The sequence below is a fragment of the Bacteroidota bacterium genome (genome assembly GCA_023957335.1).
In the GTDB taxonomy this organism is placed as follows: Bacteria; Bacteroidota; Bacteroidia; order NS11-12g; family UBA955; genus JALOAG01.
On record JAMLHC010000001.1, the window covers coordinates 685652 to 709944 of the forward strand.

Consider the following 24293-nt stretch of genomic DNA (forward strand, 5'->3'; position numbering starts at 1 on the left):
AAAGTGCGGATTTTCCAGCTTATTTTAAAATAAATTAAAACTCAAAATCCCTTTGCTCATTTGCAACACCATTAATAAAAAGTACTGCTTTGTATTTTCCTTTACCTAATTCATTATCATTTACCCAAAACTCAAACATATTCTGCCCAATACTTGATGTCTTATCTTGAGCAAGAGTTTTTACCATAATCCCCTTATCATTAAAGACTTTAACCGATATAAATCCTTGCTGGTTGAAATCCTTAATAAATTGAACTTTAAATGTTTGATTGGGAATAGTACCTATATTTTTCACCTTCTGTACAAAAGCAAATAATTCTTTTTCCATTATAGACCCTTTGCTCATATCGGTAATATCATTATTGTCTGTTATAGCCCAAACAGCATTTTGTCCGGTTTGATTTTGATAGCCTTTTTTCTCTATAAATTTTGCAAGGGCAACCAATCCATCATGTGCCATTGTTCCGATTCTAAAACTTTTTTTCTCATTGGGCGCACCTTTATGTTTTTGGCTGCACATTGCAAAAAGTCTCACTTTTCTTGATTTACCCGGCTGCACAAGCACCTTTGCACGATTAGTCAATAACATGGTTTGAACACTTGTATCAAAAGAAGGTAGCAATCTACCCGTTTCAAAATCTATCACAAGCGCTGCATTGGTTTTGTTAACAATCTGAGCCATAAGACAATCTTTATAATGTGTTGATCCTTCGCTCTTTGACAAATCGGATTTGACACCCGTAATAATGACTGAGACTAAATTTTTCTTAATAGCATCATCTATACTGTAGGTTTGTTGCGCCAACAAGCTGCTGAAAGGCAACAAGAATAGAAACAAGAAGATTTTACTTTTCATAATTATTGTTTATTAGTTATTAATTTAAATAAATGGCGAAATGCCAAATTGAATATTTTAACGTATAATTATTTTGTATTTATACGTGATGACAAATACTAATCGACAAATAAATTTAATTATTCTACTTTTGACTCAACATCAATTTCAAACCGGATATTTGTAAGCTCATCTCAAAGCACTAATGACAAAAAAAGTAATCAAAATCGAAGCGGAGTGGCAACAACAGTTGGATACAGAATCATATAGGGTATTGCGTGAAAGGGGCACAGAACAGCCGTTCAGTGGCAAGTTTAATGATTTTTGGGAAGCAGGCACTTTTGTTTGCAAAGGGTGTGGCAATCCGCTTTTCAACTCCGAAACAAAATTTAATGCAGGCTGTGGCTGGCCTTCATATTCCGATGTTTTGAATAAATCATCGGTCATTCTCAAACCGGATTACAGCCATTTTATGACAAGAACCGAAGTAGTGTGTGCACAATGTGAGAGCCATCTTGGGCATGTGTTTGATGACGGTCCGTCACCCACTTTTCAACGCTATTGTATCAACTCTGTATGCCTGAATTTTGAAAAAAAAGAGGCACACTAAGGCTTTATCTCTAAATTGGAATCGTGGCATTTTGTAAATCGGTTGAATTGGAATAGGTTTGCACCTTATAAAACGTAACCCAGACAATGGCAAAATTAATCGCCCTGAATAAGATGACCGACACCATGAAAGAAGGTGTTTTGGTCAAATGGAGTAAGAAAAAAGGAGATACAGTAAAACCCGGAGACATCCTTGCAGAAGTTGAAACAGACAAAGCAACAATGGACTTGGAAAATTTTGAATCCGGCACTCTATTGGAGTTACTGGTACCGGAAGGAACTACTGTTCCCATTGGGGGCGCAATTGCTGTATTGGGCAACAAAGGCGAAGATTTTTCTGCTCTCTTGGCATCTACCAAAAGCAATAGTAATTCTTCTGACAACAAAAATGAATCTAAACCTGCTGAAGAAAAGAAAGCTGCTACAACACTTGTTCAACCTTCAACACAATCACATCAAGACACCTCTTCCCATGACGGTCGCTTGAAAGCCTCTCCACTTGCTAAAAAAATGGCTTCTGACAAAGGCATTGACATCAACGCTGTAATCGGTTCCGGTGAAGGCGGCAGAATTATTAAAAAAGATATTGAAAACTACACCCCTGCTATCAATACAGGCAATGCTTCTTTTGCTTTAGGCAAAGAGGGCTACACAGAAGTTACGGTTTCGCAAATGCGCAAAACTATTGCAGCTCGGTTGGCAGAAAGCAAATTTAGTGCGCCACACTTCTATTTGACCATGGAAATAGAAATGGACAATGTACTCACAGCAAGAGAAAGAATCAATGCCAATGGTGATGTTAAAATCTCTGTGAATGACATTATTGTGAAAGCGGTTGCAATGGCATTGCGAAAACACCCTCAGGTAAATTCTTCTTGGTTGGGTGACAAAATCAGAACCTACCAGCATATTCATGTGGGCGTTGCGGTTGCGGTGGACGAAGGGCTTTTAGTTCCGGTAGTTAGATTTGCAGACCAAAAACCACTATCTGCAATCAGTGCAGAAGTGAAAGAATTTGGCAAAAAAGCTAAAGAGAAAAAACTACAACCTCAGGATTGGGCAGGCAATACTTTTACTGTTTCTAACTTGGGAATGTTTGGAATAGAAGAGTTTACAGCTATCATCAACCCTCCCGATGCTTGTATTCTTGCTGTTGGTTCTGTGAAAGACACCGTTGCGATTGTGGAGGGCAAAATCATTGCTAAGAAAGTAATGAAGGTTACCCTTAGCTGTGACCACAGAGTGGTGGATGGAGTTGTGGGAAGCAAATTCCTTCAAACATTTAAAGGATATATGGAAGACCCTATAAAAATGCTGGTATAGTCAATGAATAGATTTCATTTATTATAAAAACGGGTTATTTCAATAACCCGTTTTTTTTGCACAAGAAAAAATGATTCTTCTTATTGATAACCAGATGGTTAAAATGCTTTTGCAAAATCAATTATTAAAAATCATGCACGTAAAAACATATTTATTATTACTTTTGCCACGAACTAATCAAAATTACTTATGAAAAAAATCATTTCAACTATTCTGATTGCTGCATCTCTGATGTTTGTAGCGACTAATTTCTCATCATGTAAGAAATACGAAGACGGGCCTTCTATGAGTTTACGCTCCAAGAAAGCAAGACTTGTTGGCAAGTGGGAAATTGAAAAATACTTCCTTAATGAGAAAGATTATACACACGAAATGCTAAGCGTTATCAAAGACAATTCCTTTACATTTAAAAGTGATGGAACGTATGAAGTGTTTGTTGATGGCGAAGGAGACAACGGCAAATGGGAGTTTAATTCTGATAAAACAAAAATTTTAATTACAATTGATAATGAAACTGAAACATGGACTATTAGACGACTTACTAACTCCGAACTTTGGTTTGAGTATATGGATGATAAAGACAAAATAGTAATACACTTTAAGTCTAAAGACTAATTGCAACACCTAAAAATATTAAGAAGGGAGTAATGGAAACATTACTCCTTTTTTGTTTTAATACCCGTAGAAATTATAATACTTGCGTTGTCCATCAGCAGAGATACCTTCAATCTGTATTCTGCCATTGGCTTGTGACAACCATTGAATTAGATCATTAGGCTCTCTGCACTCTTTGCCATTAAATTTCACAAAGATAAAATCATCAGACAAACCCATTCTGCGTACAAATCCAGAACGAACTTCGCTCACTTTGACACCATAATCAATACCATAACGTTGCATTTCTAATTTCGTAACCTTAGAAAAGTCTGCTCCCAATTCATCCGACCGAACTGATGTTTTCTTAATCAAATCGGTATTCCCTTGTTTATTGATAAGTGTAAGCACGGCATCCTTAACTTTTCCGTCCCTTTTATAACTGATTTTAATTTTATCTCCCGGTCTTTGGTATGATAAATATTCATCATAAGAAGACTTGGCATCCACAATTCTGTCCTGAATTCCAACAATCAAATCCCCTGCCCTGATGCCTGCTTTGAAGGCAGGACCATCTTCCAAAACATTAGCAACATATACCCCATCATCGAATGAGATTTTCAATTTTTGTTGAGTTTCATAATCAATATCAGCCACATCCATACCCGTAAAACCTCTTTGAACCTCTCCAAACTCAATGAGGTCTTTGACTGTTTTGATAACAATATTGACAGGAATAGCAAAACCATATCCGCTGTATGAACCGGTTTGCGACATAATTGCAGTATTAATACCAATCAACTCACCTTTGGTATTGACTAATGCTCCACCGGAATTTCCCGGGTTAATAGCAGCATCCGTCTGAATAAAAGATTCTATCGGGAATTGGTTGTGTACAATATTGATATTTCTTCCTTTAGCACTCACAATACCTGCTGTAACAGTCGATGTCAAGTTGAAGGGATTACCAACAGCCAGCACCCATTCTCCGATTTGTAGATTATCTGAATTACCTGTTTTAATTGCCGGCAGATTGTCCATTTCAATCTTAATAAGCGCTAAATCAGTAGAAGGGTCGGAGCCTATTAATTTGGCGGTATATACTTTCTTTTTGTTATTCAGAACAACTTCTATTTTAACCGCATCTTTGACCACATGTAGGTTTGTAGCAATATAACCGTCTTTGGACATAATAACACCTGAGCCGGTACTTGCAACCTGTCCTATACTTCCAAACGGATCATAATCAAAAAACCAGAAAGGGCTTGCAGTTCTTACTTCTGCTGTTGTTTTAATAAACACAACAGAAGGTGTAGTAACGGCAGACGCTTGCACAAAATCTGTCACATCCGAAGGCTTTGATGCACTTTGAAACGACACTTCGGATGATTTGAACTTATTTTCAGCAGAGCTTAACTCATCTGAAAAATTATAATAAGTCTTGTTTGTAATGCTGAACAACCATGCACCGCCAAAGCCAAATACAGCAGCGCCTAAGAGCAAAATAAGTTTCTGTTTCATGAGTTAGGCAAAATTAATAAATCTCAAAAAATCAATTGAAACTTTTGTTAAAATGCACGGAAATATTCACCAAATCAATTACTTCACAATTTCCGTTTCACCATATATCATCAATTCAGAGTTTTTGGGGTCGTTTGAGTATATGGTAATTCCGCGATATAATTTACCTTCCCTTTGCCCAATACTGTCAAAGGTCAATGTGAGTGTAACGGTTTCTCCCGGTGCAATTATTTCTTTTTCAATACTTCCTTTGAAACAATAACAAGCGTAGTGAATTTTTCTTATTTCTAAGTTTGTTTTTCCTTTATTGGTGATGATTATGGTCTTGGATGCTACACCTCCGATTTTTATTTTATCAAACTTAACAGAAGTTGTTTCTGCTTTGATTATCGGAGCGACTGCCAATTCTTTTTTGGAAAGTTTGGAGAAATCTTGTGTTTTTTTGCCCTTTACGTAAACAATTTTCTGACTCATTTGATAATCATTTGAAAGCAAAATCAGTCTGAAATTGAACTCACCCCAATATTCTGTCATATCTGCTTTGTTGACTTTGAGTGTCATCACAGCAGTATCACCGGAATTAAGATATTGCGGATAATCAACCTGGAATATTTTGGGCAAATCCTGAAATCCCAAGAACTGCACGCGGTTATAGCCGTCATTAGAAATCTTGATTTTGGCAACATATTCTTTGTCCTGTTTTATTTCACCAAAGTCAAATGTGGTTGAGTTCATGGAAGTATTTCCATACAAAATAGAGTATTTTCCCTTGACGGGTTTAGTAACAGAAATAACATCGCCTTTGATAGTAAGATGAACAGTAAAACCGGGATTATCGTTGAAAGTAACAGTAAGTGCTTTATCAAAATGACCGGGTCTTCCGCTTGGGTCAAATCTGGCAGTTAAAAAACCTTTCTCTCCGGGCTTAATTGAATCTTTATTGTAAACCGGTTCGGTACAACCGCAACTCACATTGACTTGACTGATGTATATGGGTTTATCCCATGTATTTGTAAAATAAAATTTAGTACTTATGACACCCCCTGATTCAAAAACTTCTCCAAAATTGTGTTCATATTCTTCAAATGAGAATGGCGATTTGACAACTTGTGCCGATACAACTTGACTAACCAAGAGAAAACTCAATAATGACAAGGTGCGGATAATTGCTGATTTCATATTTGCAAAGATGATATGGTTTTTGATTTAGTTGTCTTTACAAACAAAATTCTTACCAAAAATATGATGAAGTTAAAATAATGAGGGATAGAGTGCTATCTGAAATAAATTCCGGTCAATTCACGGTTGCAAGTAATTCTTGAATTGTGGCGATATTGGCAGGAGTCAACAATGTTTTGCCTGATTTAAGTTTAAGCAGAGTTTTGCCACCTGCCTCTTTTTCCAATTCAGAGATTTCTGCAATGGGTATGAGCTCCCAATGATTGTGCACAAATACGGGGAATTGCTGTATCGGTTTTGCAAACAGAAAACGAGCTAACTTGTACTGATTACGGGAAAAACCGGTATTCAAACGGGATGTAGAATTTGTAATTTCATGCACCAACTGGTCAACATCAATAGGTTTCATTAGCGTAGGAAATCCACAATAATTTAACACCCTGATTGAGTTTTCGTCAAATGCCGTGATAAAGATAATCTCAAAATCAAAGTCTCCAATTTCGTTCAGCAACTGATAAGAATCTCCTTCTCTCAGACTGATATCCAAAAATGCGAGATTAGGTTTAAAATCAATTATGGCTTTTTTTGCTCCTGCAATATCCTGACAGGTTTCTATGGCTTCAATATTCTCATAATAGAGTTCTATCAAGGCTTTGAGCACTTCTCTGCTCTTTTTTTCATCATCAACTATTAGTATGCGCATGGGTTAATATTCCTTCATAAATGGTATAAAGACTTGGACTAAAGTTCCGCTTGCATTTTCTTGGTTGTCAAACAAGTCTATGACATTAATGGTTAGTTTCTTGTACATATCTACATTGAGCAACTCTAATCTTTCTTTGATAGCTTTCATAGCAGTAGATTCATGTTTTTTTGTTCGGTTTGCATTGAGTTCTTTTGCTTTTGCACGTCCAATGCCATTGTCTTCAATTTCGCAATAAAAATGCGAAATCTCCTTCTTAACCCTGAGTGTAACTTTCTTTTCACCCTCTTTGTTCAGCAATCCATGTACAATTGAATTTTCGATAAAGGGCTGCAAAATCATTGAGGGTATCAGCATAGATTTGGGATTGATATCTTCAGCAATTTCTACCTTGTATTGAATTTCGCCTTCTATTCTGATATTTTCGAGATCAATATAGAGTTGCAACGATTCTAACTCTTCTGCAAGTGGAATAAAGTTGAGCCTTGAGTTTTGCAGAATTTTCCTCATCAAAGAGGAGAATTTAGTGAGATACGAATATGCAAGCTTGGGATTTTTGTTCAGAATATAATATTGAATGCTATTGATAGAATTGAAAATAAAGTGAGGGTTCATTTGAGAGCGCAAGGCTTTGAGTTCAATTTCGGTAACTTTTGTTTTAAATTCTTTGCGGATAATATTTACCCTATACACATATCCTCCGTAAAGGGCTAATAAAAGTGCTATCGCAATTAAGAGTATAAACCACCATGTGAGCCAAAATGGAGATAAGATGGTAAATGATTTAGTGGCAATATTGTTTGACCAAACACCGTCCTGACTTCTTGCACGAACTTTGAAGATATATTGTCCCGGACGCAAATCGGGATATTGAACAAATCTGCGATTACCTGCATTCACCCAATCTTGATCAATACCTTCGAGCATATAGCTGTAGGTAACCTTATCGGGATTCAGCAGTTCTATGCCAACAAATTCAAAGCTTATAAAGTTTTGTTTATGAGTTAACTGAAGATTATCTACCCACAAATTAGTTAACTGTCTTTCAAACACACTCATCTTGGTTAAATGAACAATGGGTGCACCACTATTTACAAGTATTTTTGAAGGATCAAATATGTTTAAACCTTCAATTCCACCAAACAAGAACAGTCCACTGCTTGAAGCGAGATAAGAAGCCTCATTAAACTCCAGACTTTGTATTTGCTCCGGTCTGTCAAAGCTACTCACACTTCCGGTTTGAGGGTTAATTTTTGCTATTCCCTTGTTGGAACTCACCCACCAATTGCCCTCTTTATCAATCAAAAGTCCATAAACAGCATCATTGGGTAGTCCATTAACTTCAGAAAATGTCGAAATTCTATTTTGTTTAATATCAAGAATATTAATTCCTCCACCAAAAGTTCCCAGTAGAAGTGTGTCTTTGCCCAATTTTTTTATAGACATGACATTATTATTCATATTTGAAAAACCCTTTGTAGCAGTAGAGTAACAACTCACAAACTCTCTCTTTTCAATATCAAATTCAAACAAACCCTGTCCGAACGAAGCAACCCAAACTAGGTTTGCAGACCTACCGGGTTTAATATCATATATAACCTGTGGTGGAAAGTCATTGGTTGTACACTCAAAACCGGAGTGTATTTCTTTAGTTTTTGGATTCCAAACCAACAAACCATCAGTAGTACCAATCAATAACAAACCTCTGTTGTCTTCATATATGGAACGAATGGGGTTATGCGTCATAACTCTACCATTTTCGTCTGTGGCAGGAGTAAATTTACGTTCTTTAGGAAAAAATTCAAACAACCCTTGTTCACCGGTTCCAACCCAATAACGCTCTTTAGAATCTTGAAATATCGCTCTAATACTATTGGAAGTTAAGCCATGTGAATTGTTCCGGTTAAAGGAAGTAAAGTTTTCGGAACTCGGGTCAAACAAGTTCAAACCACCTTCCAATGTTCCCAACCAGATTCGGTGTTGGCGGTCTTCATAAATAGGATAAACTTGCTTACTATGTGTACCTAATTTATCTGAGTTTGGACGATAAAATTTGAACTGTTGATTCAAGGGTAAATAAACTGAAATTCCACTAATAGTCCCTAACCATATATTACCTTCAGAATCCTCAAAAATATCATATATTGTGTTGTTTATCAGTGAAAAATGATCCGACAAGTCCCTTTTTAAAATCCAAGAACTACCCTCTTTGGTTATATTGACTAAGCCGTCAAAGGTTGTACCTATCCATAAATTACCTTTAGAATCAGGATACAATACGTTGATATGTGAAAATTCTTCATTGTCATTTTCCCCGAGTTTAATTTCTGTTTCTTTATTAGAATCTACTTTGAAAAGACCTGAATTTCCTGTTCCGGCATATAGACTGCCCTTAAACAGTGCTAAACAACTGACCGAATGTTGTTCTAAATTTCTATTAGGTAAAAAATGTGATTCTTTTGAATTATAATAGGCTATTCCTTGGTCAGTTCCGATTGCAAACAGATGCTCTCCTAACTTTAACACCGCTTGTGTATAGTCTGAGGGCAGTTGAGAATTTTTGGAAGTAATACGTTCATATTCACCTGATGATATATTAAGTTTTATAAGTCCACCACCCATAGTATAAGCAATTACATTTTGAGAGTCCACAAGACAGAATCCTCTGATTTCATAAGCATCTGATTGCTGTGTCCAAACCTTATAATGGTTAAACTTATTATATTTATTGTAATATCGGTCAATATATCCTGAATGGGTACCTATGAGCAAACTCCCGTCAGGCAAGGGAACCAGAGCGGTAATATAGTTATCGGAAGGCGAGTTATCTTTTCCATATTCATGTGGAATAGACTTAAATTCATAGCCATCATATCTATTAAGTTTGTCCGGAGTTGCAATCCATAAATAGCCGTCTTGGGTTTGTGTAATCTGCAAGATGGACGACATAGACAGCCCCTGTTCCATGGAAAAATTCCGAAACTTGATTGCAGGATATTTTATCTCTGACGTCTGAGCATGAATAAATTGAGGACAAAAGAGCAATACTGTATAAAGTAGAACACTTCTCATATTTTATTATACTTTGGATAAATTGGACAGAAACCCCTCTTTTTTTCTTTTGGATACATCCACGGAGTCACCATTACTCATAATCACATGACCACCATCTCCTCGCACATATTTTTTCATCTGGTTGAGATTAATCAAGTAGGATTTATGAACCCGATAAAAGCCCATGTCCCTCAATAATTCTTCAAACTCCTTGAGATTTTTTGACACTGTAATTCTGTCCGAATCCTTCATATAGAAATATGTATAAGCTCCATCGCCTTTGCAATAGATGATATCTTTTACCTTAACAAATAACAATCCATCAGAACTTGTTAAAGCAACTTGTCTGTCTTGTGAGCCATTCCACTTTTGCAAGAACACATCTGCATACCGTACTGAGCTTTCTTTTCTGCGTTTTTCTAATACTTTGTTCACAGCGACCTCGAGTTCTTCCACATTAAAGGGTTTGAGTAAGTAGTCAACGGCTTCTGTTTTGAATGCCTTTAGCGCATATTCCTCATGTCCTGAAATAAAAATGACATCAAATTCCTCATGCTTAAGTTCATCAATCAACTCAAAACCTGATTTCTCAGGAAATTCCACATCTAAAAATACCAAATCCGGCTGCAATTCTTTGATTAACTTGGTACCTTCTTCAATATTGGTTGCAAAAGCTTCTACCTTTACATCCGGGCAATAGTCTGCAAGCAATTTGCTCAACACTTCGCGTACATTTTGTTCATCATCAATAATAATAGTCTTTAGCATAAGCATTCATTTTAATGGTTGATTAATAAGGTATATTGGGTTTGTTTCTGTGTAATATTTTCTGTGTATTCAGATGCACATAGTTTCATTTTTTCTTTTAACAATCGGAATCTTCCTTGTTGTTCATCATTTCTTTCTTGTATGTCAAATGGCGGTAGCATCTGATTTATCAATACATTAAGTAATAGTTTGTTATTGCTATATTCAAAACTGATTGTCAATTTAACAGGTTTGAGGTTATTTTTGAGAGAAGCAGAAACAAGCAATTCCACAAATGGAATGCAGAGTAGCACGTGCAATACTTGATAGGGTGTATTGTTGTCAATACTGAAATCAAATAACTCTCCAAATCTGATTTTTTCCATTTGCAAATACTCGTCTAACAATTCCACCTCTTCTTTCACAGTCCACTCGGATAAGTCAACAAGTGAAATCACCTTTCGCAAAAATTTTGCATAAGCTGACAATCCATTGATTGCATCGCGTTTTTGGTCAAATGTAATACGGTTTTGAATCGCAGTCAGATAGTTGAACACCGCATGGGAACACACAATTGCATTTGCCAACTTGTGATTAATAATAATATGATGTTCATTATTCATCTATTCAAAGATAAAAAATAATAACTCACAAATAAAATCGAATCATAACAAACGGCATAAATTACTGACGAATGCAGGTTCTTAATTTACAAGCGGAACCGACAAGGCAATTCATAAAAGCATCATAAAAAGTAAAAGTAAAGTTTACATTTGCACTCAAACAAATCACAATGAAACGTACTCTTTTTATCCTAAGCTTAGTATCTACTTCTTTTTTCATCGCATGCAGCAATAATACCAATACAGTTGATGATGGAAAAATTCAGGAAAACGAACAAATTATTCAGGAATCCGAAGACGACCTTCTTAATCAAATAGAAGCAGACGAAGCGGATTCAACTTCAACAGACTCATCTGCCATCAAAAATGACGCGTCACAAACTAATAACCAAGATGTGATTGATTTCAACATTACAACCAAGAAGTAATAAATCTGAGATACACTCCAAAATTTATGATGAAGTTGCTTTTACCTCTGCTGTTTGTGTTCGGTTTATTTTTATCTGCAACTGCACAAAAAACACAGGGTTATGAAATATCCTTTGATGCCAATAAGAATGCAATCGGATTTGAAGTGCTTGACAGCAGTTTTAGGAACAAACAAGTTTTCTTCACGGGAGAAGACCATCGCTTCATAGAAAACAACAATGAAATCTCCTTGGCTTTTACCAAGTATTTACATCAGAAATTTGGAGTAAGACACCTACTGCTAGAACTTGGCTATACATGGGGCAAAATCCTGAATACTTATATCCAAACCGGTGACAGTGCTATTTTTGAGGTAATCAAAAAATCCTCTTATATATCTCATTATGATTATTTTAACCAATTATACTTTTATAATAAATCACTACCCGACAGTGAAAAAATCATCATTACCGGCATAGATGTAACCCGTGATTATACAGTATGCATGCACTATCTCAACTATCTGATTCCCCGCAAATCAACTCCTTCAGATGATATTATTGTAAGCGTAGAATCCATCAAAGCACTTTCAGAGTATCTGTATGATCAATCCCGTTCCGGTGACGGCTATAATAATTCAGTTTCATATTCATACTCCGCGAGTATTGATTCTATTATCGCCAACTTTCATCGATACGAAGACAGTTATAAAACTTTTCTTGACACTCAATATACCGAGTTTGCAAAAATTATCAAATGTCTTGAAGACAATGAGGTTTGGCGCAACTATGACAACAATAACATGATTCAGAAATTCATTTTCAGAGAACAATTCATGTTAAAAGAATTTGAGAAGCTATACAAGCAGTATCCTAATGACAAATTTTACGGACAATTCGGACGTTGTCATATCGGTCAAACCTCAGACGGAAACGAGTGTGAATGGTATAATTTCAGACCCATTGCAACTCGCATCAGTGAGCTAAACAACAACGAGTTAAAAGGCAAGATGATGACTTTAGCAATCATCTATACAGACGGACTTGCATACAAGGACAAACTCTCTGACCAAATCAATTCATTGATTGCGCAAACACCCAAAAACAGTATTTATATTTATCCTTACGAAAACAATGTAAGCCAAACAGACTCTGCGGATGTTGCCCCAAGCAAATACAACTATGTCATCATTGACAATAAATCCAAACTCCCGGTTTCTTATACAGATTCCGGACCTGTCTATACATGGAAAAATCTTGACAAGTACAAAACTCCTTACACCCTGATTGGGTATGGCAGAAACTTTGCAATGTTGCCTGAAGTTCAAAAAAAACCGCTCAACAATTTGAACCAAGCACTGGGCGCCAATCCACTATTTACGGACTTCAAGACCCCTATCATCAGCCAAACAATTTATATTGATTTTATTAATTTTAGCAAAAAATCGGGCAGAGGCTGGGGCATAGATTTTAGCAATGACCTTGCCCAAACCAGAGACATTGACAGTGTAACTACGCTTAGGTTCGGAGGTATGAGCGCCAACTTTCGCATGCACTATTTGAGGAAATTATTTTCTGTAAGCGAATTCGGACTGTGGTTGAACAGCAGTTTGCGCTTGGGTTATGACAGCAAATACCTGCAAATCCAATATCCCGACAAGAGTCGACCTGCGCTCTTGGGTTTTGACAATATTGCAACCGCCAAATTCAAGACAGCCTCTTTTAATGTGATTCCCACGCTTGGGCTTGCGGCCTTTGTTTTTAAGTCACTTATGATTGGGGCAGACTGTGGCTATAATTGGCAAACGGGCAAAACCTCATGGAAGCAAGGCGGAAACAGGGTGCAGGGACCCTCCCAAAAATGGAGTAGTGCCTTTTATTCATTAAAGATGGCTTTGATTTTTAACTAATTCAGATGTATTCAATCAAGAAACATATTCCCAATCTTTTTACACTTGGCAATCTTGCCTGCGGTTTTTTAGCTATCTTTTTCATTTTGAAAGGCTATTCGGTAGTGTGGGCATGTTGGTTAGTCCTGTTGGCAGGGGCATTAGATTTCTTTGACGGCTTTGTGGCACGGGCATTAAAGGTTTCAGGAGAACTCGGCAAACAGTTGGATTCGCTGGCAGACATGGTTACTTTTGGGGTTGTACCGGGTTTTCTCGCTTGGTATGTAGGCAAAAGCGACTCATGGCTGATGTTTGCTGCTGCCACTTTGATTCCATTATTTTCTGCGCTCAGATTAGCAAAATTCAATATTGACGAAAGACAACATGACACCTTTATTGGTGTGCCAACACCAATGAACACCTTTTTCTGGGTAGGAATAGTCTTTCTAACCAAGAATTACCCATTATTTGAAAATGTAGTATCAGCACCCAATGTTTTCTACTCACTTACAATTTTCACAGCACTCATGTTAGTTGCCAATATTCCGATGTTGGCATTGAAATTCAAGAATTTTGACAAAACTTTCTATCTCAAACTTTTTATCTTTTTCATTCCTGCCTTGGCTGCAGTCTTATTCATGGGTCTGGCTGCGTTAGCCCCCATATATTTCTATTACCTGATTTGCTCGATTGTATTTAAACTGACACTGCTGTAATCTGCTCCGTTTGCGGGCGGAGAGGATACATCCTCAATTTAAACCAGAGCTATAAAAGTGAGTAATAAAGTACTATGATAATATTGGGGTTTTATTACCAAATAACGTGGTATGGTATAATTGCATATATTTGCGATTCATAAATATTTTTTTATATGAAAACACCATGAAAAAACTATTACTAAGCACCATTGTAACGCTGTTTATCAGCCAAATAAACTACGGGCAAGGACAAACCTGCCCTTTCCCTGAATTTTGCAACCCACCTTGTGCGGCAATCTGCAACATTATCAACGACACAGACTGCGAGCTAAACTTTATTTGGGGTTACCAAGGAAGTCCTTGTGCAGACCAAGAATATCCTGCAGGGACTGTTGGTCCAAACAACGCCTATTTCACTCCACCCTTGCCATGGCAGGCTCCCTGCATGAAGTTTTGCGATGATCCTTGCGAGTGTCCAACTATGTTCAGGGTAATAGACCCTAATACAATGCAACCTGCTGACCCGTGGGGAGGTGCAATTTTCACTTGTTGTTGGAGTGGAACTTATTATGATATTTTTCATACCGGCTCTTGCACCACCCCCGTCCATGTAACCGTTACGGTAATAAATGGTTGTGTAACTTTCCATTTTCATTACTAAGTTTATATGAAAACGTTGTTCACATGGTTTCTTTTGTTCTTTGCAGGCGGGCTTTTGGCTCAACCTCCGCACAAAGAATTTAGCAACTGGATTTTTGCTAACAACCATGTTTTTCATTTTCCTGATAGTGTTTCCGACCCCATAATAAACAATGACCCTTCATTGGGATTGGATTACACGCTACTCAACAATAATATTCACTTTCCTATTACCACCTGTGTATCAGACTCCAATGGCAAGCTCTTGTTTTACACAAGCGATAGCGGTAAAATATGGAACAGGAATATGCAGCCCATGAAGGGGAGCGAGGTGATTGCTGCATACAGCGAGGCATTTAGAGTAGCGGTAAAGAAACCCAACAGCTCTCAATATTACTTAGGCAGTGTAAACAATCTGGTCGCTTCTATACCTTTATGGGAAGGCAAATCCTTTATTGTAGATATGTCATTGGACGGAGGGCTTGGCGGTGTAATTGTTGACAGCAGCACCTATTTTCCTTTCTTCTACGATTTTATCAACCACCCAAGCGGGCGATTTGTATGGCTTTTGCGGGGTGTTGCATCCCGCCCGGATTCTACTGTTTATCTATACGCTTACAAGCTTACTGAAAACGGAGTAGATACCGCTGCCAAGGTTGCTTCTCCGGTCATTTCTTATCCCAATAACGGTCTTGTTGGGTCTGCTATTAAGATAGATAACCTGGAAGGACTTAATTGCACTATTTCTCATGATGGAAAATTCCTGATAATCAACTGGGTTGGAATCCGCAATGCCCTGCCCGATGTTTACGGCAATCTTATCTACCCCGACAATCGTAGTTTGTTATTAGATTTTGATATAGAAACAGGCATTGCCTCCAATCCACGACAGATTTTAACACATTACTTCCCGGGATACTCTCAACCTCCTATTTCATCTATTGAGTTTTCACCCTCCTCCAATTTTTTTTATTGTTCATTCAATCTGTATGGACATCCTGAATTGGGGCTGTACCAATGCCCTGTTACCATAGACAAGGATACCTTTTTTACCCAAGCGTGTGTAAGAATTGACCATGACAGTTTTGACTACGACTTCTTTCCTAATTTCAGCGACATTAAACTTGCGTCCAACGGGAAAATGTATGTAACAAAATATACCACATACAAAGATGGCATAATCTATAACGACTCGGCTCTTTCCGTTATCCATAATCCCGATTTATACGGAAATTCTTGTAATTTCAAGTATTTGGACATTCCGCTTGCGGACAAGAATCTTTACTATCTACCCAACAAAGTGCTGCCGTCCTTGTATTTCCCGCAAATAAAAAGCGCGGGAGATTGCGAGGGAGATAGTATTTCGTTCCAGATGACATACTCAGACTACGATTCCATTGCATGGGATTGGGGGGACGGAAGCCGCACTGTTAGCGCATCGGATACCGTAAAACACGTGTATCATGCAGCAGGTAGTTATATTGTGTCAGCACGGCTCTACTTGGGCAACAAGCAGGATACAACCAGTTATCACAAAGAGATTGTTTCCATTACCCCCTTGCAGCTTGGCAAGGATACCCTGCTCTGTGCAGGCAGTACGCTCTTGCTCAACGCCCGGCACACAGACTATTCAACTTACCTTTGGAGCAATGACAGCACTACTTCGCAACTGCTCATAAGCGAGGAGGGAACATACCGCTTGGAGGTGGCTTCCGCCAAGCATTGCAAATCCTCAGATTCCATTTTTGTGGGCTTTGTCAACTGCGATATATCCTATCAAAACATCTGCCTGTCAGACAGTCTGTACGCTTCTTTTACCCACTCGGCTGATTCCATTGTTTGGGATTTTGGAGATAACACCACAAAACATTCTGTGGAGCAAACTACAAGCCACAAATACACGCAAGCGGGCAGCTACACCCTTAGCGCAACAATGTATTACAAGGGTGTCAGCATGAAGCGAGAAGCCTTGGTGGAAGTGTTTGCTTTGCCCGACCAGACTACATTGGAAATGCAGCCTGTTGCGGGCTGCGCCCCTCTTACAGTTGATTTCAAAATTAACACACAATACCCGCATGGATACAGTTATACGCTGGAATATGGAACAGACGATATGACAACAGGCGATGAAACCGGCACCATGCACCGCTACACTTATGCGCAAGCAGGAAAGTACATTCCTACGCTTAGCCTTGTAACAGACAAGGGCTGCAAAGCAGAGATACAGGGAGATACCGTTGCCATTTACCCAAAACCATCTGCCCGCTTTACTTTTCAACCCACTTCACCCAACATGGACAGTCCTTTTGTCAGCTTCCAAAATCTGAGCACAGGTGCAAGCAGTTTTATCTGGGAAATAGAGCCATTCGGTAAATTTACCTCTCAAGCCCCGCAAGTGGAATATACAGACACGGGATATTATACTGCTACGCTCATTGCCGTTTCAACATACGGTTGCTCCGACACCGCACAAACGGAAATATATATTCGCAACAATTACCGCGTGTTTCTTCCCAATGCCTTTTCGCCCAACGGTGACGGGCTGAACGACATTTTCAAACCCATAGTCAGAGGTTTTGACAAATTAGATTTCCGTATTTACAACCGGTGGGGAGAACTCATCTTTCATACCCTGAAAGATGAAGGTTGGGACGGAACGTATCAAGGGCAAGCTGTCCCAAGCGGGGTGTACTCCTTTACGCTTCAGGTACTCAGTATCTACGGAGAAATGCAATACTTCACCGGAGAGGTATCGGTTATGCGGTAGAAAAGCATGACTTGGAAGCACCGGATAACATTTGCATTGTCGTTAATATTGCAACTGCCCAAATACCTCCTACGCTTGCGGAATGTCTTGTTCGGGTTGTATGAGTGGTGCTCCGTTTGCGGGCGGAGAGAATTCTCTACCGCAGCAGTTGCACGGTATTCTTGGTTTCGTATTCTTTGCCTTCTTTGGTAGTGTATCGGAGGTAGAGCGTATAAACGCCCATAGGCGCAGGTATTCCTTCATACATACCATCCCAGCCTGAGTTATTGCCGGAAAAAACCTTCGCTCCCCAGCGGTTATATATTTCAAAACGGTAGCTACGGATGCCGAATGTGGTAATCCCCAACACATCGTTCAGCCCATCTCCGTTGGGGCTAAATGCGTTAGGAATATACAATAATGGGATGTAATCCAGACAAACTTCGTTGCTGTGCGACACAAGCTCTGTATGCCAAGGGTCGGTCAACAATATCCGATAACAACTCTGCAAAGAATCTTCCATCAAGAATGTAGGGTCCGACAATGTGCCTGAAATGGGTGTGTGAACAATTGTTTTCCAACCCTCTGAGGTTAGTTTCTGAAGGTTATATTCCAATTCACTGCCCGACCAAACAGTGTAATCTGTGAAGCGCAACTCGGCTGCCTCGTTGTTGCCGATTACCTTGCCGCTCAGCCATGCAGGGTGAGATTGATAACCCGTGATACCCTGTGTGCCACAACTGTCAACGCCCTGAACCGCATAATAATAGGGAAAAACCGGCTGACGAAGGTCGTGGTAAAAAGTATCGGTAGTTTCGGCAAGCATGCTCAGTCCGTCCGGAGTAACGCCTGCATAAACACGGTATTTGACTGCCGCAGTTTTGCCATGCCAACGGAGGCTTATGCCGGTGTGGCTCACATCGGACAACCACAGGTTGAATGTGTCTCTGATGGTCAATCCCACAGATACAGCTACAAAGGCTGAATCGGTTGTGATAATGCAACCGCTCTCCGCATACAACTTCTGAATGACTTTGTAAATCCCCGCTTGGGTAAACGTGTGTGTGAAACTGCTGGTATTTACCGATTGCCATTGCGCGATGTCGCCAAAATAATATTCCTTGTGATCTACTTTTGCCCAAGTGGTGTCGGTGATTGTAACCAACAAGGGCGCACAACCCTGAACGGGCGTAATGTCAAAGCCTCCTTTGGGTGCGTCTATCACACGGATATAGTCGGTCTTTTCTAACAGACTGTCGCAGTAGCCGTTGTCAAAGAGCAGACGAACGGTATAAACACCCGGTTGAGCGTATTCGTGTACCGGATTAATCTCGTTGCTTGTGGTGCCGTCTCCAAAATCCCACAAATAACGCTGTGGCTTGCTCGGGTTGACCGCAGCACTAAAGCTCTGATTGATAAAAGTAACCGGAAAATGCAGACAAACGGTGCTTTCCAATGCCCTGAAACGCGCTACCGGTTTCTTGGGAATACGGATGCGGATGGTGTCTATATACCATTCTGCATAGCCGCCCCCTTTCGGGCTTTGGGCAAAGAGCTGAACTGCATAGTTCCCGTCTCGGGTATAATGAAGTAGCGGTGGCTCAAACTGCTCATACACGCGCAAACTGTCTTGCTCATCCCGTATGTGCCATTTATATTTTGTGAAACCTATATCAGGCAAAGTGGTGTTCTGTATCTGAACCGTGGATGAACAACTGTAACTTACCGTCTGTTCCGTACGCAAAAATGTGTAATAGGGGGAAGAAGGACTTACAAAATAATTACTAAGTGTCAATGAGGAATCATTCATTTTAGGAATATAATTATGAATAACCTTATTCTCATAATTAGTCATCGCGTTTTGATTGTTTATTTTTGAGAACGTACAAAATCTCTCTACACCCAACTGTTCTGCAAACAACAGTAATATCTCGCCATGATTGTTAATATTATTACCATACAAATAATTACCAGAACTATAAGGAATAGATATCAGTTCGTGCATATCGTTGTCAACTTCAAAATTAATTTGAACTATACTTGTTTTTAGGCGTTTATAATATAGTGCTGACTTGGGAACAGAGAATGTAAACACTCTGTCATCATATTCTTCCCAGATACCATTTAAATATAAAATACTGTCGTTTAAAGAGAATATAGCACGAGAAACTCTGAAATAGTCCTTCTCTTTTGCTGTAGTATAGGGGTTAAACTTATGAAAATAGACCGATTTGAGGTGTGAGAATTTACCAGTATGTTTATCAAAATCAAGTATATAGATAATGCAATAGTGCTCAATTAATATATTAGTTCCATACAAGAGGGTTGTATAATTATAATCAAAGACTATTTGATTGCCACAATGATTGAGTTGAACAGGCATGCTTATATGATCCTTTGTTACATAATTTCCTATAAAACCTTGTTTTTGCAAAATGCTGTCGGGAGTAAACATAAAGGGTTTGAGAGGAAAAGAATCCATCAAAACCACATCTCCACCCGGCAGAGTTTTGTAGGAATAGAACCCCTGCGTTGTCCTGCTCACAAATACCGGCTGCCCCATGCTGTCTTTAGTGGCTGCGGTGCCTCGAACCACACTATGATAAGGAGGCAGCAGCCTATTTTTACCTTTGACGGGTATCTCATATCCTGTTGCACTTTGCTTATTTGCTACTATCTTGTTGTATGCCAAACCTCCCATTACGCCTTTACCTGTGTCAACCATATTCAACATCAAATAATTACTTGTGTCATAATGCATAAATGCATCACCGCCAAGATATCCTACCACCGAGTCTCCATTGTCTATGGCTTGATTTTCAGGATGTTTATATACCGTACAACCAAATAAATAGAATCTCGGATTTCCTTGCCAATCTGAGATTCCATATAATCCGAAACTTCCGAAATTACAATAACTCCTATCATTAATATCAAAAGGTATAAGTACATTACCATCCTTGTTAAACTTATATCCTTTTTTTGAGCCGACAATAAAATTATTGGTTTGTGCTGTTAATAACAGAGGAACTACAAGAAATAACAATAATACATAGTACCTGAATTTATCCACCGACACCATAGATGATGAATTTAGTGTTGGATCACAAACCTGTTGTACAAATGTTGTCCGTTGTCTAAGTCTATTTCCATAAAATAGACGGATTCTGTATAATTCTGAACATCCAACGATATGGCGCTCTTGTTACAGGAGTGCTCAAATACCAACGCGCCTAACAGATTATTTATGTTCATCTGCAATGTAATACCGTTAATTGTTAGAGTTGAATTATTCTTGACTGTGATTCCGTCTTCATAGCCGGTCGGTGGCGTGGAATTCCTAGCCGTGTTGCTGGTTACATTAATTTGCGCTCTTGCAGGAAAAGCGTAAAACATTGTTAAACAGATAGTTACCCCCCTCCATTTAACTAATGAGAAAGTGTTTTTGTCGATTTTTTGTAATAATTTTTTCATATCTTTTAGTTTTTAAGGTAAAGCAAAGTTAAAGCAATTTATTTTACAAAAACAATCATTTGTCTTTTTTACGAAACAGCATGTCAGCATGGAAGTTCAAATGTACGGAACATAAGGGTCTGCACAGTCACAACAGCCCAAACACCTCCTACACTTGAGGAATGTCTTGTTTGGGTTGCGTGAATGGAGCTCCGTTTGCGGGCGGAGAGAATTCGTCATCCTCCTCTATCTCAGTAGAGCGACTTACACTCAAAATAATACCAAAAGACACGCTTGTAAAGATGAGGGAAGTTCCTCCCATACTAATCAATGGAAGCGTTAAGCCTGTAACGGGAAAGAGTGCCTCCGCCACTGCCATATTAATAAGTGACTGAAACACCAGTGTAAAACTCAGCCCCACCGCGAGCAAGGCTCCAAATGCTCGTGGCGATCGCACAACCATCCGCAATGCCCGAAATAGAATCAGCAGATAGACTGCAATCAGTATAATGCCGCCCACCAATCCATACTCCTCTATGATGATAGCATAGATGAAGTCAGAATATGCCTGAGGCAAGGTGTTTTTTTGGATACTTCTGCCGGGACCTCTGCCTGTGATACCGCCATTTGCAATAGCAATCTTAGCCTGAATAGTCTGATAAGCATCTTTGTCGTCTCCGCCCAAAAAGTTTTCAAACCTGACTTTCCAAGTTTTGGCTCTGCCGGGCAGCATGTTGTCGGGTGCGTTCAGCAAAAACATTGCCCCTATGGATAATACCACTACAAATGAGCCTACCAATACCAGCAGATGCTTCATTCTTACATTTCCAATGAATAACAGAACCAGACAAGTAGTAAACAACACCAATGAAGTTGAAAGATTCTCGGGCATAATCAGAATACATGTCGTTCCAATTACACCCACCAACCACAAGAAGGGCTTCCATTCTTCTAACTTTTCTTGGTTTTTTGATAAATAGCGCGCAATATACATGACCAAAGACAAACGAGCAAGGTCAGAAGTCTGGAAACTAATGCCCACAAAAGGAATGGTCAATGTTCTTTTAGCTTCATTGATATCATTTCCTGCAAAGATGGTTACTACCAAAAGTATCATAGCAATCCAAATCAACCATTGTGAAATGCGCGAAAAATACCTAAAATCAATTTTGTGGAAGAAATACATGAGAACAAAGCCTATCACTAAAAAACCTCCGTGCTTAATCAAATAGTATTCGGTTTGTCCGCCTTGTTTGGCAAATGCCAACGTTCCTGTAGATGAATAGACTGCCACAAGCCCGGTAAACGACAGCACAATCACCGCAAACCACACAAATCTGTCGCCCTTAAAATATTGTTGAAACAGGTTGTTCATTTAGCTGAATAAAGTGAACAAACATATTGATTAACCCAATATATACACCTGAATTTTACACACGCTCAAACTCATAGTGTACTATAAAAGTCAATGCCGGCATATTGCTTTCTAATTTCTATAAATCTCTCTTGATTTGGGAGATGTGATACTATAAATAAATCTAAGATTCTTGCTTTCATTGGGTTTAAGTATAAATTTCCATTCAACTCTACCGCTAAAAGTATCAGGAATACCCCCTGACAACTCTTCAGTTTCTACTTTGATTTGCTCATCTTTAGAAATCGGAATCTGGTCAATTATCTTAATAGTTATGGTAGTAGATTGTGTATTGTTAACAGTAAACTCATAAGAAAAAGTCTGTTTTTGGGTTGAACCCAAGAAACTCTTTTTATTGAAATCATTGACAAGCTTTCTTTCTACCAAAATGCGCTTGTCACGACCAAAAGAAAATCTGAGAGAGTCGTCCTTTGCACTTGGGTTAAGAAATGCTTTACCCGTATAGTTATCACCATAGAACATGTTAGCAAATCCCGGCAGGATATTCAAGCGCTTCCAATCTGAGGCAATTCCGGTCAAAAAGACAGAACCATCTAATTTGGGTATTGCAAAATATTCGTAACGCATATTGAGTTCATAATCTTTCATGCTCACAATTCTGCCTTCTCCGTCATTTGGAATCGAGTATTGCAAAGGAATTTCGAACTCAAATGCAACTTCGTTCTCATTAAAAGTGGCATCTAAAGATGATTGTACCGGTTTGCTACCTCCTTCTCCATATCCCTCGTCATTCATTACCATAGGTGCACCTGCTGTCATGCTGTTTTTCATATAGAGCTTTCTGTCTGATGTATATATTTCTTTTACTGTTTTTGGTTTTGGTACAAATCCTACATATTCATTGTTCATCATAGGCAAATCAATTCCATATTGAGGGTTTGCAGAACTTAGAGTCAATTTTATATTATTCCATATTTCACCCGTATTTTGAGCTATTTCTGCTTTGTAGATTAAATGTGCTACGGATTGTGGTCCATCTGTTTTGATATCATAAAAAGGAATCCACCCTGCAACGCGAGCAAGGTATTTGAACTCAAAATTTGCAGTCATGGCATTTGCGGTGGAAATTATCACCCTTATTTCGCCTTTGGCTTTGGGTAGTCCTGCCAACTCTTTGTCTATCCTGTTGTTTAAATCTGCAAGGGATTTGCGAATATCATTGAGTTTCTTGGCATTGTTGTATTTTTCTGTCTGAATTTCAGTCAATCTTTTGCGATTTAACTCCAGTATTTTAAGTAATTCGGCACTGTTAACTCCGTTTTGTGTACTCGCAATCTTTTGATTTGAGTTGAGAATGTTCTCTTCTGTAGTCATAACACTGTTCTGAATTTCAATAGCTTTGATGAAATCATTGAGTAATGATATTGAATCACGCATCTTATTAATGAGCGTATTTTCTGCAATTGCTTTTTGTGTGTTCACAACATGCGAGACAGATAAAACATCTACCCCCTTGCTTGCCGCAAATTGAATGCTTGATGGTTCAATTTCGTCTGCAATATCGGAAAAAATCAATAGCGTTGTTCCCTTTGCAAGATTGGTTTTTGCAATTCTGACCACTTCGGCACCTTTAAAATAAACTTTAACAGATTTAACATCCGAACTGAGTCTTGTTTCACTTCCGAAACTTGATTGCAGAAAGCAAGCAATTGTTAGTAAAAACACCAATAATGTTTTTTTACTTGTTGAGAGGGGTTTAGATAGGTTTTTCATTTTGACTATATTTTTAAGTTTAATACGTATTCAAATCACAAAGTAAATCCCCCAAAAAAATTATATCAAATAAATTGTTGAAAATCATCTTTTTGCTTTGAGGAAAGTATGAGGAAAATTAAGCA

Annotated in this window: 18 protein-coding genes and 1 pseudogene; 8 read left to right on the forward strand and 11 right to left on the reverse strand. The window is 38.6% G+C overall.

Annotated elements, in window-relative coordinates:
* Positions 1-34 precede the first annotated feature (34 nt).
* Positions 35-856: a hypothetical protein gene (locus tag M9892_02910; GenBank protein MCO5253298.1), complete on the reverse strand. Its 822-nt coding sequence runs from the start codon at positions 854-856 to the stop codon at positions 35-37.
* 184 nt (positions 857-1040) lie between these two features.
* Between M9892_02910 and msrB the strand changes: the two genes are divergently transcribed.
* The 3 genes and pseudogenes from msrB (at position 1041) to M9892_02925 (ending at position 3382) form a co-directional block, all read left to right on the forward strand.
* Positions 1041-1445: a peptide-methionine (R)-S-oxide reductase MsrB gene (msrB, locus tag M9892_02915; protein MCO5253299.1), complete on the forward strand. Its 405-nt coding sequence runs from the start codon at positions 1041-1043 to the stop codon at positions 1443-1445.
* Between the two features lie 89 nt (positions 1446-1534).
* Positions 1535-2767: pseudogene (locus M9892_02920) on the forward strand (pyruvate dehydrogenase complex dihydrolipoamide acetyltransferase).
* Positions 2768-2956: 189 nt separating this feature from the next.
* Positions 2957-3382, forward strand: a complete 426-nt coding sequence (locus tag M9892_02925; protein MCO5253300.1) for a hypothetical protein — start codon at positions 2957-2959, stop codon at positions 3380-3382.
* 57 nt (positions 3383-3439) lie between these two features.
* On the opposite strand, the gene M9892_02930 is transcribed toward M9892_02925, so the two are convergent.
* From M9892_02930 to M9892_02955, 6 genes are all read right to left on the reverse strand, one after another.
* Positions 3440-4882 (reverse strand): trypsin-like peptidase domain-containing protein, encoded by a 1443-nt coding sequence (locus M9892_02930; GenBank protein MCO5253301.1) that lies wholly within the window; start codon positions 4880-4882, stop codon positions 3440-3442.
* 78 nt (positions 4883-4960) lie between these two features.
* On the reverse strand, positions 4961-6061 hold the full coding sequence (locus M9892_02935) for a DUF1573 domain-containing protein (GenBank protein MCO5253302.1): 1101 nt from the start codon (positions 6059-6061) through the stop codon (positions 4961-4963).
* A gap of 115 nt (positions 6062-6176) precedes the next feature.
* Positions 6177-6764 carry a response regulator gene (locus tag M9892_02940; protein ID MCO5253303.1) on the reverse strand — a complete coding sequence of 196 codons (588 nt, stop codon included), beginning with the start codon at positions 6762-6764 and terminating at the stop codon, positions 6177-6179.
* Between the two features lie 3 nt (positions 6765-6767).
* Positions 6768-9836 carry a histidine kinase gene (locus M9892_02945; protein MCO5253304.1) on the reverse strand — a complete coding sequence of 1023 codons (3069 nt, stop codon included), beginning with the start codon at positions 9834-9836 and terminating at the stop codon, positions 6768-6770.
* A 6-nt stretch (positions 9837-9842) separates the two neighbouring features.
* Complete coding sequence (locus M9892_02950; GenBank protein ID MCO5253305.1) at positions 9843-10586, reverse strand: LytTR family DNA-binding domain-containing protein; 744 nt, start codon at positions 10584-10586, stop codon at positions 9843-9845.
* A gap of 11 nt (positions 10587-10597) precedes the next feature.
* Entirely contained in the window at positions 10598-11188 is a 591-nt protein-coding gene (locus tag M9892_02955) for a histidine kinase (GenBank protein MCO5253306.1), read from the reverse strand.
* Between the two features lie 170 nt (positions 11189-11358).
* Here M9892_02955 and M9892_02960 point away from each other — a divergent pair, with 170 nt between their 5' ends.
* The 5 genes from M9892_02960 (at position 11359) to M9892_02980 (ending at position 17588) form a co-directional block, all read left to right on the forward strand.
* Positions 11359-11616 (forward strand): hypothetical protein, encoded by a 258-nt coding sequence (locus tag M9892_02960; protein ID MCO5253307.1) that lies wholly within the window; start codon positions 11359-11361, stop codon positions 11614-11616.
* A 56-nt stretch (positions 11617-11672) separates the two neighbouring features.
* On the forward strand, positions 11673-13505 hold the full coding sequence (locus M9892_02965; protein ID MCO5253308.1) for a hypothetical protein: 1833 nt from the start codon (positions 11673-11675) through the stop codon (positions 13503-13505).
* Positions 13506-13510: 5 nt separating this feature from the next.
* Positions 13511-14200 (forward strand): CDP-diacylglycerol--serine O-phosphatidyltransferase, encoded by a 690-nt coding sequence (gene pssA, locus M9892_02970; protein MCO5253309.1) that lies wholly within the window; start codon positions 13511-13513, stop codon positions 14198-14200.
* A gap of 166 nt (positions 14201-14366) precedes the next feature.
* Positions 14367-14843 carry a hypothetical protein gene (locus M9892_02975; protein ID MCO5253310.1) on the forward strand — a complete coding sequence of 159 codons (477 nt, stop codon included), beginning with the start codon at positions 14367-14369 and terminating at the stop codon, positions 14841-14843.
* A gap of 6 nt (positions 14844-14849) precedes the next feature.
* Positions 14850-17588: a PKD domain-containing protein gene (locus M9892_02980; protein ID MCO5253311.1), complete on the forward strand. Its 2739-nt coding sequence runs from the start codon at positions 14850-14852 to the stop codon at positions 17586-17588.
* A gap of 136 nt (positions 17589-17724) precedes the next feature.
* Here the strand turns inward: M9892_02980 and M9892_02985 are convergent, their stop codons facing one another.
* The 4 genes from M9892_02985 to M9892_03000 all read right to left on the reverse strand — a co-directional run bounded on the left by M9892_02985 (position 17725) and on the right by M9892_03000 (position 24168).
* Positions 17725-20649 carry a PKD domain-containing protein gene (locus M9892_02985; GenBank protein ID MCO5253312.1) on the reverse strand — a complete coding sequence of 975 codons (2925 nt, stop codon included), beginning with the start codon at positions 20647-20649 and terminating at the stop codon, positions 17725-17727.
* An 11-nt stretch (positions 20650-20660) separates the two neighbouring features.
* Entirely contained in the window at positions 20661-21041 is a 381-nt protein-coding gene (locus tag M9892_02990) for a hypothetical protein (GenBank protein MCO5253313.1), read from the reverse strand.
* A 148-nt stretch (positions 21042-21189) separates the two neighbouring features.
* Positions 21190-22395 (reverse strand): putative lipid II flippase FtsW, encoded by a 1206-nt coding sequence (locus tag M9892_02995; protein MCO5253314.1) that lies wholly within the window; start codon positions 22393-22395, stop codon positions 21190-21192.
* 111 nt (positions 22396-22506) lie between these two features.
* Positions 22507-24168 (reverse strand): DUF4139 domain-containing protein, encoded by a 1662-nt coding sequence (locus tag M9892_03000; GenBank protein ID MCO5253315.1) that lies wholly within the window; start codon positions 24166-24168, stop codon positions 22507-22509.
* Between the last annotated feature and the right edge of the window lie 125 nt (positions 24169-24293).

What these genes read in the sequence shown, in the direction of transcription:
- M9892_02950 (MCO5253305.1), bottom strand. Translation starts at nt 10,586, where the DNA reads ATGCTAAAGACTATTATTATTGATGATGAACAAAATGTACGCGAAGTG.
- M9892_03000 (MCO5253315.1), bottom strand. Translation starts at nt 24,168, where the DNA reads ATGAAAAACCTATCTAAACCCCTCTCAACAAGTAAAAAAACATTATTG.
- M9892_02940 (MCO5253303.1), bottom strand. Translation starts at nt 6,764, where the DNA reads ATGCGCATACTAATAGTTGATGATGAAAAAAAGAGCAGAGAAGTGCTC.
- pssA (MCO5253309.1), top strand. Translation starts at nt 13,511, where the DNA reads ATGTATTCAATCAAGAAACATATTCCCAATCTTTTTACACTTGGCAAT.
- M9892_02985 (MCO5253312.1), bottom strand. Translation starts at nt 20,649, where the DNA reads ATGGTGTCGGTGGATAAATTCAGGTACTATGTATTATTGTTATTTCTT.
- M9892_02980 (MCO5253311.1), top strand. Translation starts at nt 14,850, where the DNA reads ATGAAAACGTTGTTCACATGGTTTCTTTTGTTCTTTGCAGGCGGGCTT.
- M9892_02945 (MCO5253304.1), bottom strand. Translation starts at nt 9,836, where the DNA reads ATGAGAAGTGTTCTACTTTATACAGTATTGCTCTTTTGTCCTCAATTT.
- M9892_02990 (MCO5253313.1), bottom strand. Translation starts at nt 21,041, where the DNA reads ATGAAAAAATTATTACAAAAAATCGACAAAAACACTTTCTCATTAGTT.
- M9892_02925 (MCO5253300.1), top strand. Translation starts at nt 2,957, where the DNA reads ATGAAAAAAATCATTTCAACTATTCTGATTGCTGCATCTCTGATGTTT.
- M9892_02935 (MCO5253302.1), bottom strand. Translation starts at nt 6,061, where the DNA reads ATGAAATCAGCAATTATCCGCACCTTGTCATTATTGAGTTTTCTCTTG.
- M9892_02995 (MCO5253314.1), bottom strand. Translation starts at nt 22,395, where the DNA reads ATGAACAACCTGTTTCAACAATATTTTAAGGGCGACAGATTTGTGTGG.
- M9892_02960 (MCO5253307.1), top strand. Translation starts at nt 11,359, where the DNA reads ATGAAACGTACTCTTTTTATCCTAAGCTTAGTATCTACTTCTTTTTTC.
- msrB (MCO5253299.1), top strand. Translation starts at nt 1,041, where the DNA reads ATGACAAAAAAAGTAATCAAAATCGAAGCGGAGTGGCAACAACAGTTG.
- M9892_02955 (MCO5253306.1), bottom strand. Translation starts at nt 11,188, where the DNA reads ATGAATAATGAACATCATATTATTATTAATCACAAGTTGGCAAATGCA.
- M9892_02975 (MCO5253310.1), top strand. Translation starts at nt 14,367, where the DNA reads ATGAAAAAACTATTACTAAGCACCATTGTAACGCTGTTTATCAGCCAA.
- M9892_02930 (MCO5253301.1), bottom strand. Translation starts at nt 4,882, where the DNA reads ATGAAACAGAAACTTATTTTGCTCTTAGGCGCTGCTGTATTTGGCTTT.
- M9892_02910 (MCO5253298.1), bottom strand. Translation starts at nt 856, where the DNA reads ATGAAAAGTAAAATCTTCTTGTTTCTATTCTTGTTGCCTTTCAGCAGC.